Raw genomic sequence first — 14,007 nt, 5'->3', positions numbered from 1 at the left:
TTACAACTTTAAAAAAGAAATAATGATAAAAAGTATAACTTATTCAATAGTGTTGATGATTTTATTAACTTCTTGTAAAATCACTAAAAGTAATACTGATAATCTATCCGGAACTTATATGGCAACGGGAAAAGATTACAACTACCAACTTTTCTTAAATATTGATAGTACTTTCGAATTTAAAATTAAATCTCTAGAGGCTAAATCTGGTTGTAATGGAAAATGGAAATATGCCAAGAGTATAAAATTAATAATATTATCCTGCGATGAACCAAGCAATGTTAATGAGACATTACAAAGCGGGTATATGAGTGTTCGCACTCAGGAAATAAAAATTAATAACAAAAATGAGCTCTTATTTAATAACAAAATAGTTTTAAAAAAACTGAATTAATACATTTTCAGAAGAGTTTCCAATGAGCGAGAGGTCGAATGTCCCTGACTTAGCACCCGCAACGACAAACACACAGAAACAAAAACAAGAAAGCCCAAGTAGATCTACTTGGGCATTTGTATGTTTTACAATAAAAAAGCCCCCGCTCCTTGAAGTATACTAAAAATCTTCGAAGGCAAAAACAACAAGATTACTATCTATGAAGATCAAAAGAATACCAGGCTGATACTTAAAACATTAAATCCAAAAACTAAGGCACCTGCAAGAATTAAATACCTTAAAAAACCAAAGCTGACAGGTTTTAAAAACCTGTCAGCTTTAATTCACGAGATTTTTACATCCCTACAACTTATAATGATTCATCAACATCTTCTCATAAACCGTATCGGGAAGAATTCGTTTTAATACAATTGAAAATTTCTGCATAAAAACTCCAACTTTGTAGTGAACATTAGGCTTTTTGGTCAGTATGATTTTGTAAATAGCTTCCGCCATTTCGTTAGGGTTACTTCCTGCATCAACATGTTCATTCATCGTCGAAAGCGTTTCACCATAGACTTTTTCATAGGCAGATCCCTTAATTACAGGCGCATGATAACGACCGGCAGCAATATTAGTGGCAAAATCACCCGGTGCCACATTCGTGATGTTGATACCAAACGATTTCACTTCCATACGCAAGGCCTCCGTGATAAGCTCCAACGCCCCTTTTGAGGCCGAATAAACACTTCTGTAAGGCAAACCCATATAACCGGCAATCGAAGTAATATTAATTATCAAACCTGACTTCTGTTCCCTCATTTGGGGTAAAGCAGCTTTCATGACCTCAATGGGCCCAAAAAAATTAGTTTCGAAATTGTTCTTAATTTCTTCCATCGGAATTTCTTCCAAAGGTCCCGTAATTCCAACTCCTGCGTTATTAATCACAACATCCAAACGGCCGGTTGTCGCAATAATACTGCTTACCGCATTCTTTATCGACGTCACATCTCGAACATCTAAAGCTACAAGTGGAAAAACAGAATTTACTACTTTTTCAGGATTTCGACTTGTTCCGTACACTATAAAACCTTTGTGGTGTAAAAATTCACCAATAGATTTTCCAATTCCTGATGATCCTCCGGTAATTAAAACGACTTTACTCATTGCTTTTTTTGTGAAATGTTTATTTATGAAATGTAAGATGTTGGTTGTGAAATGTTAACTGCGAGATGTGAAATGTTAATTGTAATATGTTAATCGTAAAATATTGTAGGCCTTACAAGTCAAATGATATTCATTAATCCTTCTGCATCTTGTGAGCACATTTCACTTATCACACATTACATTTCCCATTTCCCTAAGGTCCAAAAATAAAAAAATCCTCCATAAGGAAGACTACTTTTGTATTAATTCTAAAAAAAGAAATGCGATAAAATAAAAAATGGCAAGCGACCTACATCGCACCGCTCAACCACGTACCCTTGCTATGTTCCCATCCTGGGGGAGTCTGCAGGAGCTGGTCGTGTAGGACTTGCCGGTGCAAATATACAATCTTTTTATATTTTTGCAAGAGCTTTGTTGCTATAAAATTATCGTTGTATATTGGCTTATTCAAATTTTAAACTATGAAAAAACATAACTTCCTAGCTGTCATTTTATTAGGAATTACATTAATTGGATGTAACGGTATAAAAAAAGATGAAAATTCTTTATTTACTATTGATGATGCTGCTTTTCCAGCCCATTTTACGTCAAAAGAAGCGGTTTCGATTGCTATTTTAAACCCCAATTTAAAAAAAATCGATAGCATTGTTTACTTTGTAAACGACAAAAAAGTGGGTAACACTAAAAGTGCTGAAAAATTCAAATTTGAATTAAAAGATCAAAAATTAGGGTACCAATACTTAAAAGCTACCATTTATTTTGGCGGAGATTCTTCGGACGCTACTAAAAGAATTGAAATAGTTTCTAATGTTGAACCAAAAGCACTAAACTATAAAATCATAAACACCTATCCGCACGATACTGCTGCCTTTACTGAAGGCCTAGAGTTTCATGATGGTACTTTATACGAAAGCACCGGACAAAAAGGAGACTCTTATTTTAGAGCGCTGGATTATAAAACCGGAAAAGTAATCAAACAAATTGCTCTTCCTAGTGAATATTTTGGAGAAGGAATTACTTTCATCAACGGGAAATTGTTTCAATTGACCTGGCAGGAAAAAACCGGTTTCATTTATGATGCTAAAACTTTAAAACTGGAGAAAACTTTTGAATTCGACAAAGAAATTGAAGGCTGGGGAATGACAAATGACGGAAAATACATTTATCAATCAGATGGAACGGAAAAAATCTGGAAGATGGATCCTACTACTCAAAAAATGATCGACTATATTAATGTATACTCCGGAACTTCAAAAATCAAAGCTATTAATGAATTGGAATTAATCAACGGAAAATTATATGCAAATATCTTCCTAAAAGATGCTATTGCTGTTGTAGACCCCGCAACTGGTGCAGTTGAAGGAATCCTGAACATGTCTGGTCTTCGTAAATTAGTGAACGTTAAAACAGATGATGTTTTAAACGGTATTGCCTACAACCCTGCAACAAAAACTATTTTTGTAACGGGTAAAAATTGGAACAAAATGTTCGAAATAACCGTTACTGAATAAAAATAGATGATAACACTAATTACCAACATAAAAGAGCTGCTACAGGTTCGTGAAACTTCAATTACTAAAGTATCCGGAGCGGAGATGGCTGTTCTTCCCACAATCAAAAATGCCTTTTTGATTTTAGAATACGGTTTAATCACCGATTTTGGAGAAATGGAATTACTTCCTAAAATCAAAGCTGACAAAATTATTGACGCAACGGGACGCATCGTTTTACCTTCCTGGTGCGACAGTCACACCCATATTGTGTACGCAGGTAACCGCGAACAAGAGTTCGTAGACCGTATCAATGGGTTTTCTTATGAAGAAATCGCAAATCGTGGTGGCGGAATTTTAAATTCAGCTAAAAAACTCAACGAAACTTCAGAAGACGAGATCTACAATCAATCTAAAGTTCGCTTAGAAGAAGTAATGCATTTAGGAACCGGAGCCGTAGAAATCAAATCGGGTTACGGGCTAACTATTGAAGGCGAATTAAAAATGCTTCGCGTTATTAAAAAACTGGCAGAAAATTATCCTATCACAATAAAATCGACTTTCTTAGGTGCTCATGCATTTCCATTACATTACAAAGAAAACAAAGCGGGTTATATTGAAGAGATCATAACGAAGATGCTACCGCAAATTGCACAAAACAAACTGGCCGATTATGTCGATGTTTTTTGCGAAACGGGTTATTTTTCTGTTGAAGAAACCGAAAAAATCATGGAAGCAGGAATACAACATGGTTTAATTCCGAAGATCCATGTGAATCAATTTAATTCGATAGGCGGAATTCAGGCCGGAATCAAATTTAAGGCTCTTTCAGTTGATCATCTTGAAATTATGAACCCGGAAGACATTGAGGCTTTAAAAGACACCGAAACAATGCCTGTAGCTTTGCCATCTTGTTCTTATTTCCTTAGCATCCCCTACACGCCGGCACGTGAAATGATAAAAGCAGGTTTACCGTTGGCTTTAGCTACCGATTTCAACCCGGGCTCTACTCCATCCGGAAACATGAATTTTGTTGTAGCCACAGCCTGCATCAAAATGAAAATGACTCCTGAAGAAGCCATCAATGCCGCTACAATAAACGGTGCTTATGCGATGGGACTTTCAGAAAGCCACGGAAGTATCACAAAAGGCAAGAAAGCCAATTTAATCCTCACAAAGCCTATTTCATCTTACTACCAGATTCCTTATGCTTTTGGAAGCAATTTGATCGAAAGTGTATTTCTGGATGGTAAAATTTTAGTTTAAAAAAATCTTATCCATAAAAAAAGGTCTGTGAAATTTCACAGACCTTTTTTTTATTCAAAACTGAATTGTCTTATCTCAAGCTAAAACTTGTTTTAGAAACCAATTCGTCATTATCAAAAACATTGATAAAGTAAGTTCCTTTTTCAAAATTCTTACCTGGCAAATCTTCAACAACATTTACCGATTTGTTTTCGTATTGAACTGTTGTTTTAAAACTGTAAGTCAATGATTTATCACCAAAACTTTCTGTTTTTTTATCTCCTAAAACATTGTTTTTACTGTCAATAACCTGTACATAATACGTTTTATCTCCAGATTTAGCAATTTGATTCTCAGCAATAGTAAAACTTACTTTCAAAACATCTGCACGACTTGCTTTATCAGTTTCAATTTGTTTACCTGAGCTTCTCAATTTGTAAGCTGCCGTTTTTGTATTCAGAATTGATAATTTAGAACCTTTTTCAACTGTTTTAGACAGTTCTTCATTCTGACCAACTAATACTTCATTGAATTTTTTTGATTCACCTAAAACTACAATAGTACTGTCTCTCTGAACTGTCAAAACACCATTTTGTTTTTTCAATTCGTCGTTTTCAGCAACTAAAGTCTTCATTTTAGTCTGCATCCCCTGTACTTGATTTCTGTATTTAGATACATCTCCTTTAGATTTATTCAAATCATCCATCAAAGCTACTACTTTATCTCTTTCCTGAATTAATTCATCAGACATTGAAGTGTTTTCCGCAATTGCAGCATCATAGGTTGCTTTCAATTCCTGTAAATCTTTCATAACAGATTCTTTCTCTGTTAAAGTGCTTGTAAGCTCCGTTTTAACCACCTCTGTATCAGAAGATAATTTAAAAATATACACTAAGCTACCTATCAGTAGGACTGCTAAAACTGCGATTACCGCTTTTAGACTTGAGTTGTTGTTCTTTGGGTTTTCCATATTTAATAATTTTCTTTAAAAACAAATTTAAGAATTAATATATCGTAATAACGTAAGTTAATACAATTATATTATTTTTGAACAATATTTTTTTTTATGGAGAAATTAATACCATTTACAATAAACGATTTAGCTAAAGTCACCAATCATAGAAGTGGCGAAATCAAATTTGGAGAAAAAATGATTATCATTCCTAAGGGAGCTGATAAAATTAATTTCCTAAAAGAGAGCGAGGCTAAGTATGTCCTTCTGGGAATCCCCGAAGATATCGGCATCCGTGCTAATTATGGCAGACCCGGTGCAGCATCGGCTTGGGAAAGTGCGATAAAAAGCATCGCCAACATTCAACACAATCGTTTCGCAAAAGGCAGTCAGATTATTGTTTTGGGCCAAATCAATGTTACGGAGGAAATGCGTGACGTAGAACATCTGGATTTTAATGATATTGACGATCGTTCGAAATTAAGCCAGTTGGTAGAAAAAATTGATAAAGAAGTTTCTCACATCATCTTTAATATTGTTAAAGCCGGAAAAATCCCTATTATCATTGGCGGAGGCCACAATAATGCCTACGGAAATATAAAAGGTTCTGCTCTGGCCAAAGGAAAACCGGTAAACGCGATTAATTTTGATGCGCACTCTGATTTTAGAATCCTGGAAGGGCGTCACAGCGGAAATGGATTCTCTTATGCTTATGAAGAAGGTTTCCTCAAAAAGTATTTTATTTTTGGATTACACGAGAATTACACTTCCAAAAGTGTCTTGGATATCATCAAAAAGATAGAAGACCGTGTGCGTTATAACACCTATGACAGTGTTAACATCCGAAAAGAAAAAGAGTTCTACAAAGAGATGATTTATGCTTTGGATTTTGTCAAATCGGATCCTTTTGGAATTGAAATTGATCTCGACGCCATCCCTAACATTGCCAGCAGCGCTATGACTATCAGCGGATTTTCGATAGAAGAATTGCGTCAGTTTATTTCCTTTTTCGGAGAACATAAAAACGCTACTTATTTGCATATCTGCGAAGGAGCACCGGACTTAGATCAATCTCCAAACAATCATTTAATTGGAAAATTAATCGGGTACCTGATCACCGATTTCATCAAAGCCAACAACGAGAATATTTAATTTAAAAAGACCCGAGCAGCTGAAAATTAAACCATTTACCAAATAAAACCCGATTCAAATAAACGATTGACTGAATAAAGCTATCTTTGCACAGAATTTTAGTACTTAAAACTAAAATCTTAATACCTAAGATATGTTATTCGAAGATTTATCACTTTCAAAAAGTATACAAAAAGCCGTATTTGAAGAAGGCTACCTAAATCCTACTCCTATCCAGGAACAATCTATTCCGATTGTTTTGGCCGGAAGAGATTTGATTGGTTGTGCCCAAACCGGTACCGGAAAAACAGCTGCATTTGCTATTCCTATCATACATCAGTTACACCGAATTGTTGGTTCTTCTAAAAAAGCCAAACAAATCCGTGCGCTTATAGTTACTCCTACCCGTGAACTTGCGGTTCAAATTGGACAAAGTTTTGACACTTATGCAAAATATACCAATCTGACACAATTAACGATTTTTGGTGGAGTTTCACAAAATCCACAAGTGGATGCCTTAAAAAAAGGAATCGATATATTGGTTGCTACTCCGGGAAGATTATTGGATTTACAAAAACAAGGTTTTCTTGACTTAGACCATTTGCACACTTTGGTTTTGGATGAAGCGGATCAGATGTTGGATATGGGTTTTATAAACGATGTAAAAAAGATCGTAAAACTTACACCTAAAAACCGTCAAACCTTATTGTTTTCTGCTACGATGCCGATTGCCATTCGCGAATTGGCCGAAATGTTTTTACAAGATCCTGCAAAGGTTGAAGTTTCACCAGTTTCATCAACTGCTGAAAATGTAGAACAACGTATTTATTTTGTGGAGAAAACAGAAAAAAGAAATTTACTTTATCATTTAATAAAAAACGAAAATTTATCAAACGTATTAGTTTTTTCAAGAACCAAACACGGTGCTGATAATGTCGTAAAAGCATTACGCAAAAAAGAAATCCCTGCAGAAGCCATTCACGGAGATAAATCGCAGAATGCCAGACAACGTGTTTTGGACGCTTTTAAAAACAAAGAAGTGGGTGTTCTTGTTGCTACTGATATTGCTGCAAGAGGAATTGACATTGATCAATTACCATTCGTAATTAACTTTGATTTACCAAACATCCCTGAAACCTACGTACACCGAATTGGGCGTACAGGACGTGCAGGAAACGGCGGAATTGCCATCTCTTTTTGCAGTAAAGATGAAGAGCCTTATTGGAAAGACATCAAAAAACTGATAAAAGTAGATGTAAACATTGTTACCGATCATCCTTACCCTTGGCATTCAGGAACTCCGGACGCAACGGCAGAGAAACCTAAAAATTCAAACCGAAGCGGTGGTGCTCATAAATCAAGAAAGTCAAATGCTTCTAAACAAAACAAAAAGCGTTGGTATTAACAACCAACGCTTTTTGTTTCACTTACTAAGTAATTGATTATTTTGAACAATTTAACGGGTTCAAACGGCTTAATAATGATATCATTCATTCCCGAAGAAATTGCTTCATCTGTTATTTCATCTTTATCAAAAGCAGTCAGCGCCACAATAGGCGTTTTGATCCCCAATTGACGAATTCTTTTCGTAGTCTCAAAACCGTTCATTAACGGCATGTTAATATCCATCAAAATAAGGTCAAAATATTCGTTGTCCAGTATTTGAAGAGCCCCAAAACCATCATCAACTACTTTACAGATGTAATTATTCTTCTCAATGATTTTCTTTGTAACAAGTTGATTTATCGCATTATCTTCAACAACTAAAATTTTAAAAACTTCATTTGATGTCAGGTCAACCTGAATTTCATCTATAATACGTTTCGTTTTCTCGGGATCGTATTCAAAAGGGATTGTAAAGGTAAATAAGGTTCCTTCGCCTATCTTGCTTTTCAAATCGATCGTAGTATTAAAGAGCCCTAACAGTCTTTTTACAATGCTCAAACCAAGTCCAGTACCTTGATAATCTTCATCCTTTCTTCCGACCTGAACAAACTTTTCAAAAATTTTCGTCTGATCTATTGCTGCAATTCCTACTCCGTTATCCTTTATTCGAAATTCTAAAAAGTGCATCTTCCCTTCTACTTTTACCAGATTGATTATAATTTCAACCTCTCCTTCTTTGGTAAACTTCAGTGCGTTACTCACCAAATTCATCAGAATTTGTGCCAGCCTTAATTTATCACCAATTAAATATTCCGGAATAGCATCATCAATAATTGTAGAAATTTTATTGTTGTTCTTTTGTGATAAAAAAGAAAGCGAATTTTTGATCATCGCAATTTCATCTGAGATATTGAATGTTAAACTTTCCAATACCACTTTATTTTCTTCAATTTTATTAATCTGAAGAATATCATTTACCAATGACAGCAGGTATCTGGCAGAAAATTTTAACGAACTCAAATGCTGGCTATTTGACAATTCTTTATGTTCCTCAAGTAACATATTGGTTATCCCCACAACACCATAGAGCGGAGTGCGCAATTCGTGGCTTATAGTCGAAATAAATTGCGTTTTAAGTAGCGAGGCCTCCTCGGCTATTTCTTTTGCCTCTAAGAGCTCTAAATTGTGTTTCTTTTTAAATCTGATATTTTTAACCAGCGTAATGATTAATAACAAAAGAACAAAGGAAGTCATCACAAACAAAACCACAATAATTCTTGATTTTTTAAGACTTTGATATTGGGAATCTTTTTCAATCTCAATTTTATCTATTTGCCTTTTATACTCGTCTAATTCCAAGTTAAAACCTGCTATAGAAGCACTTTTAATCTTTTCATCATTGTAAATCTGTTCTGTTATTTTATTGTATGCATCTAAATTAACATAGGCTTCTTTATACCTGCCATTTGCACTCAAAAATTTCGAGTATTCCAGATGTGCATTTGACAAATCTGTTTTTTCTATATAATTTCTTCCTAATCGTATCGCATTATTAAAATAGTCATCTGCTTTTTGAATGTCTCCCTGATGACTGCAGTACATTCCGTTTAACATATTTGTAATAACAATGGTATCATCAAACTGAAACTTCTTCTGATTCGCATTGATAAACTGCAAATAAGGATATCCATTCTTAAACTGACCCACATCAAAATACGACCACGCAATATTCACATAAGTAAAATAAATCTGCGTTGAATCCTTAATTTTTAAACTAAGTTCAATTGATTTTTTGTAAAATTCAACACCACGGCTATATTCTTTCTTTTCAAAACAATAGATATTACCCAGGTTATTATACAACATATTCTTAAAGCTATCATTTTTAGCTTTGTAAGCATATAGCAGGCTTTTTTTATAAAAGAAAATCGCCTTATCAAGTTCTCCTAATTCATTGTAATTGGCTGCTATAATATTATAAGAACGGGCAATAAAATAATCGTTTTTGGTTTTCGTGGAATGATCCAGCGCAACTCTTGAATGAATTAATGATTTTTCAAAATTAGATTCTCTTAAATCAGACAGTGCTTCCAGTATAAGTTTATCGATCTGAACTGATGACAAATCACTTTGTCCCAATGCATTGAATGAAAAAAAATTAAATACCAAAAAACATGATAAAAAGATTCGAAATCGAAACATAATTTGAAAATATTTATTCAAATATACATTATTAAAACAGAAAATAATATCTTGATTTTTACAACATTAATTTGATCCGGAATGATCTTATTTCTTCCACTTTTTAAACTATCCACACTAGTATTTTTCAGTTTACGGCCTCTTTTTTTCCCGTCTTTGTAAAATCAAAAACAAATAAAGGTCACACGAACAAAACCAAGGCTTTACGATATTTAACCTAACAAAAACACATTTCATTAAAAAATAATCAGTAATTTAAGATAATTAATGAAAAATAATTTTATCTTTAACAAACCTTATAAACACAAGCCCCAAGTGTTTTTATAAGATTGGGGCATTTAAAACCAAAAAAACATGATAGAAAATTTTTTAAAATTGAGCGAGATTGAAAAACTAAGTAAAGCAGAACAAAAAACAATTCTAGGCGGAGATGTCCCAGATCCCGAAGAAGGCAGAAAAGGAAAAGTTGCTGCATAAGTTCTTCTAAGGTTTACTTTACGATATAACCAACTTCAAAGAAAACCGGAGAAAACCAAAACATACAAAAAAGCCGTAATAAGTGATTATTACGGCTTTTTTAATTATAACTATTTTCGTTTATTTTTTAATTCTCTAACGGAGTTTCAGCCTCTTTATCATTTTCCCATTGTCCAACCACTGATGTTGCCAAAGCATTCCCTAAAACATTAGTAGCACTTCTAAACATATCACAGAAGTGATCAATTGGCAATATTAACGCGATACCTGCAGCAGGAATATCAAACATTCCACAAGTAGCTGCCACAACAACCAAACTTGCTCTTGGAACACCTGCAATACCTTTACTGGTTAACATTAAAACCAAAAGCATTACCATCTGAGTTCCTAAATCTAAAGGTATACCATAAGCTTGTGCGATAAAAATACTCGCAAATGTCATATACATCATACTTCCGTCAAGGTTAAACGAATAACCAAGTGGCAACATAAACGATACTACTTTATCTTTTACTCCAAAATTCTCTAATTCTTCTGTTAATTTAGGAAAAACCGCTTCACTACTAGTTGTTCCAAAAGCAATTACTAATGGCCCTATAATGCGTTTTAACAACTCATTCATTCTTCCTTTTAAGAAAATATAACCCACAACAATCAATACAACCCATAAGGTGCTGATTCCAATTAGAAATGATCCGAAGAATTTGAAATAGAAAACGGCTAGTTCCTGAAAGTCTTTCACTGCAAAAACTCCTGCAATAGCTCCAAAAACTCCTATTGGTGCAAAGTTCATTACATAGTTAACCATTTTTAAAACAATATGAGAAATCTTATCCAAAGCGTTTACAACCGGCTTTACCGTATCTCCTAATGATGCAGCAGCCAAACCGAAGAAAATAGAAAAGATTACAATCTGTAAAATTTCATTGGTTGCCATTGCTTCCACAACACTTTTAGGAACGATGTGTACGATAAAATTCTCAAAAGTAATCGATTGCGTTTTATCTGTTACTTCGTGAGCAGTTGCTAAATCAACATGTCCCAAATTCAAACCCAATCCAGGCTCTAAAAGATTCACATAAAACAATCCAATTAACAGAGAAATAAAAGAAGCTGTAAAAAACCAGCCTAAAGCTTTTCCTCCAATTCTTCCAACTGCTTTTATATCACCCAATTTAGCAATTCCAACCACAAGTGTTGTAAAAACTAAAGGAGAAATAATCATTTGCACCAAACGGATAAAAATGGTTGCAAGCATATTTATTTTTACACTAAATGATTTCGCAGCCTCAGGCGAAATATAATTGTGTAAAATAATCCCTAAAACTGCTCCAAGAATCATTGCAATTAAAATCTGCCCTGTTAATCCTGAAAGAAATGATTTTTTTTTGGTTTCTGTACTTTGCATTAATTTATTTTTTGTTTATAATTAAAACATAAGGCCCTCACTGCCTTACAATTTATTAATATGTTTTGTTGATTAAATAAAAATCGGCCAAAACAATCGCCGCCATTGCTTCCACAATTGGCACTGCGCGAGGTACTACACACGGATCATGACGTCCTTTTCCGGTCATTGGTGTAATGTTTCCTTTATTATCTAATGAGTCCTGAGTCTGCATGATAGTCGCAACAGGTTTGAAAGCTACTCTGAAGTAAATATCCATTCCGTTACTGATTCCACCTTGAATACCACCTGAACGATTTGTCTGGGTAGTTCCGTCGGGATTGTATAAATCATTATGTGCACTACCTTTCATTTCTGATCCTGAAAAACCGCTTCCGTATTCAAAACCTTTTACAGCATTGATAGAAAGCATTGCTTTTCCTAATTCTGCGTGTAGTTTATCAAAAACAGGTTCTCCCAGACCAACTGGTACATTCTGAATTACGCAGGAAACAATACCTCCTACGGTATCTCCTTGCTTGCGAATATCACGAATATATTCTTCCATTATTGCCGCTGCTTTTTCATCAGGACAACGTACGGGATTACTTTCTGTTTTCGAAAAATCCAATTCCTGATAACGAGTATCTAAGTGAATTGGCCCTACAGAAGAAACGTAAGCATTAATTTTAATTTCCGGCAACATTTGTTTTGCAATTGCTCCGGCTACTACCCTGCTAGCTGTTTCACGAGCAGAACTTCTTCCTCCTCCACGATAATCGCGAAAACCATACTTCTGATCGTATACGTAATCAGCATGGCTTGGTCTGTAGTTGTCTTTTATATGAGAGTAATCGTCTGATTTTTGGTTGGTGTTCGGAATAATAAAACCAATCGGAGTCCCGGTTGTTTTACCTTCAAATATTCCGGATAAAAACTGAACGCTATCCGGTTCTTTTCTTTGTGTTACGATTGCGGACTGTCCTGGTTTTCTGCGGGACATTTCAACTTCAATTGCTTCCAGATCAAGTTCTATTCCAGATGGACAACCGTCGATAATTCCACCTAAAGCTTCACCATGGGATTCCCCAAAAGTGGTAACTTTATATAAGGTGCCGTAGCTATTTCCTGCCATTGTAATTAGTTTTGAGCAAATGTAAGTTTTAAGAATTAAATTAAAAAATTTAAAATTGGTAATATTAAATAAAGACTAAGTTGTTTAAAAATCACAATTTGTTAAAATTGAGGTCGAATTGATAACCTTTCCATAAAACAAAATCGGTTTGAGTTTGCTTCATTTGTAAAACTTCAAATCAAGAAAAATTGAAAAAAAGAAATGTTGAATTGGTCATTATTTCAGATGTCCACTTAGGAACATACGGTAGCCACGCCAAAGAACTAAACAACTATTTATCAAGCATAAAGCCCAAAATATTAGTCTTAAATGGTGACATTATAGACGCCTGGCAATTTAGAAAATCTTATTTTCCAAAAAATCATTTAAGGGTTATCCAAAGAATAATCGGAATGGCTTCTAAAGGCACTAAGGTGTATTACATTACCGGAAACCACGATGAAATTCTCAGGAAATTCAGCGACATGAACATGGGGAATTTTGCCTTGGTAGATAAATTAATTTTAGAACTTGACGGTAAAAAGGCCTGGATTTTCCACGGAGACGTTTTTGATGCTTCCGTACAACACTCTAAATGGATCGCAAAACTAGGTGGTTTAGGATATGATTACCTCATTCTCATGAACCGTTTTGTCAATTGGTTTTTATCTAAACTCGGAAAAGAACCTTATTCTTTTTCTAAAAAAATAAAAGCCAGTGTCAAAAAAGCGGTAAAATTTATTTCGGATTTCGAAACAACAGCCACTGATTTGGCCATCGAAAAAAAATACGATTATGTCATCTGCGGGCATATTCACGAACCCAAAATAATTGAGAAAGAAAACAAACACGGATCTACTTTATACCTGAATTCCGGGGACTGGGTCGAAAATTTAACGGCTTTAGAATACCATAAAAAACGCTGGAAATTATTCTCCTACTCCGAAAGCAATTTTGCAGAAGAGGAAAACCTTTTTGAAATGGAAGATAACTTAAGCAATCATTTGATTACTTCAATTCTAAAAACCAAATAAACAGCCCTCCGGAAATATTTTTTCTTATATCAAGGTGCAAAGCCCCACC

12 protein-coding genes and 1 other RNA gene are annotated in these 14,007 nt (G+C 34.5%); 7 read left to right on the top strand and 6 right to left on the bottom strand.

The features are described 5' to 3' along the window. Positions 1–22 precede the first annotated feature (22 nt). A complete protein-coding gene (locus ACHRV3_RS14750) occupies positions 23–394 on the top strand; it encodes a hypothetical protein (protein WP_395435061.1) in 372 nt (123 codons plus the stop codon). 342 nt (positions 395–736) lie between these two features. Here ACHRV3_RS14750 and ACHRV3_RS14745 read toward each other — a convergent pair whose 3' ends face one another. Both ACHRV3_RS14745 and ffs read right to left on the bottom strand, forming a co-directional pair. Beyond that, positions 737–1,540, bottom strand: coding sequence for an SDR family oxidoreductase (locus ACHRV3_RS14745; RefSeq protein ID WP_395427082.1), 804 nt, complete (start codon positions 1,538–1,540; stop codon positions 737–739). 275 nt (positions 1,541–1,815) lie between these two features. Then, positions 1,816–1,913: signal recognition particle sRNA small type (gene ffs, locus ACHRV3_RS14740), an RNA gene on the bottom strand. Positions 1,914–2,001: 88 nt separating this feature from the next. Here ffs and ACHRV3_RS14735 point away from each other — a divergent pair. Both ACHRV3_RS14735 and hutI read left to right on the top strand, forming a co-directional pair. Beyond that, positions 2,002–3,051, top strand: coding sequence for a glutaminyl-peptide cyclotransferase (locus ACHRV3_RS14735; RefSeq protein ID WP_395427083.1), 1,050 nt, complete (start codon positions 2,002–2,004; stop codon positions 3,049–3,051). Between the two features lie 6 nt (positions 3,052–3,057). Continuing rightward, positions 3,058–4,296, top strand: a complete 1,239-nt coding sequence (gene hutI, locus ACHRV3_RS14730; RefSeq protein WP_047773351.1) for an imidazolonepropionase — start codon at positions 3,058–3,060, stop codon at positions 4,294–4,296. A 70-nt stretch (positions 4,297–4,366) separates the two neighbouring features. On the opposite strand, the gene ACHRV3_RS14725 is transcribed toward hutI, so the two are convergent. Continuing rightward, positions 4,367–5,245 (bottom strand): hypothetical protein, encoded by an 879-nt coding sequence (locus ACHRV3_RS14725; protein WP_395427084.1) that lies wholly within the window; start codon positions 5,243–5,245, stop codon positions 4,367–4,369. A gap of 96 nt (positions 5,246–5,341) precedes the next feature. Here ACHRV3_RS14725 and ACHRV3_RS14720 point away from each other — a divergent pair, with 96 nt between their 5' ends. Together ACHRV3_RS14720 and ACHRV3_RS14715 are read left to right on the top strand one after the other, a co-directional pair. Then, positions 5,342–6,379 carry a formimidoylglutamase gene (locus tag ACHRV3_RS14720; protein ID WP_047773355.1) on the top strand — a complete coding sequence of 346 codons (1,038 nt, stop codon included), beginning with the start codon at positions 5,342–5,344 and terminating at the stop codon, positions 6,377–6,379. A gap of 133 nt (positions 6,380–6,512) precedes the next feature. After that, complete coding sequence (locus ACHRV3_RS14715) at positions 6,513–7,763, top strand: DEAD/DEAH box helicase (RefSeq protein WP_047773358.1); 1,251 nt, start codon at positions 6,513–6,515, stop codon at positions 7,761–7,763. On the opposite strand, the gene ACHRV3_RS14710 is transcribed toward ACHRV3_RS14715, so the two are convergent. After that, positions 7,760–9,913 carry a response regulator gene (locus tag ACHRV3_RS14710; RefSeq protein ID WP_230002451.1) on the bottom strand — a complete coding sequence of 718 codons (2,154 nt, stop codon included), beginning with the start codon at positions 9,911–9,913 and terminating at the stop codon, positions 7,760–7,762. The two genes, ACHRV3_RS14715 and ACHRV3_RS14710, sit on opposite strands and share 4 nt — an antisense overlap. Before the next feature lie 387 nt (positions 9,914–10,300). On the opposite strand from ACHRV3_RS14710, the gene ACHRV3_RS14705 reads away from it, so the two are divergent. Further along, positions 10,301–10,423, top strand: a complete 123-nt coding sequence (locus ACHRV3_RS14705; RefSeq protein ID WP_255663336.1) for a hypothetical protein — start codon at positions 10,301–10,303, stop codon at positions 10,421–10,423. 127 nt (positions 10,424–10,550) lie between these two features. On the opposite strand, the gene ACHRV3_RS14700 is transcribed toward ACHRV3_RS14705, so the two are convergent. Both ACHRV3_RS14700 and aroC read right to left on the bottom strand, forming a co-directional pair. After that, on the bottom strand, positions 10,551–11,831 hold the full coding sequence (locus ACHRV3_RS14700; protein ID WP_395435063.1) for a dicarboxylate/amino acid:cation symporter: 1,281 nt from the start codon (positions 11,829–11,831) through the stop codon (positions 10,551–10,553). 55 nt (positions 11,832–11,886) lie between these two features. Then, complete coding sequence (gene aroC, locus ACHRV3_RS14695) at positions 11,887–12,945, bottom strand: chorismate synthase (protein ID WP_395435064.1); 1,059 nt, start codon at positions 12,943–12,945, stop codon at positions 11,887–11,889. Between the two features lie 188 nt (positions 12,946–13,133). Between aroC and ACHRV3_RS14690 the strand changes: the two genes are divergently transcribed. Then, positions 13,134–13,958 (top strand): UDP-2,3-diacylglucosamine diphosphatase, encoded by an 825-nt coding sequence (locus ACHRV3_RS14690; protein ID WP_047773365.1) that lies wholly within the window; start codon positions 13,134–13,136, stop codon positions 13,956–13,958. Positions 13,959–14,007 lie beyond the last annotated feature (49 nt).

Source organism: Flavobacterium sp. FlaQc-49, from assembly GCF_044005985.1.
Taxonomy (GTDB): domain Bacteria; phylum Bacteroidota; class Bacteroidia; order Flavobacteriales; family Flavobacteriaceae; genus Flavobacterium; species Flavobacterium cupriresistens.
The sequence above is the reverse complement of the archived record's forward strand: the minus strand, read 5'-3'. Positions and strand labels throughout refer to the sequence as shown.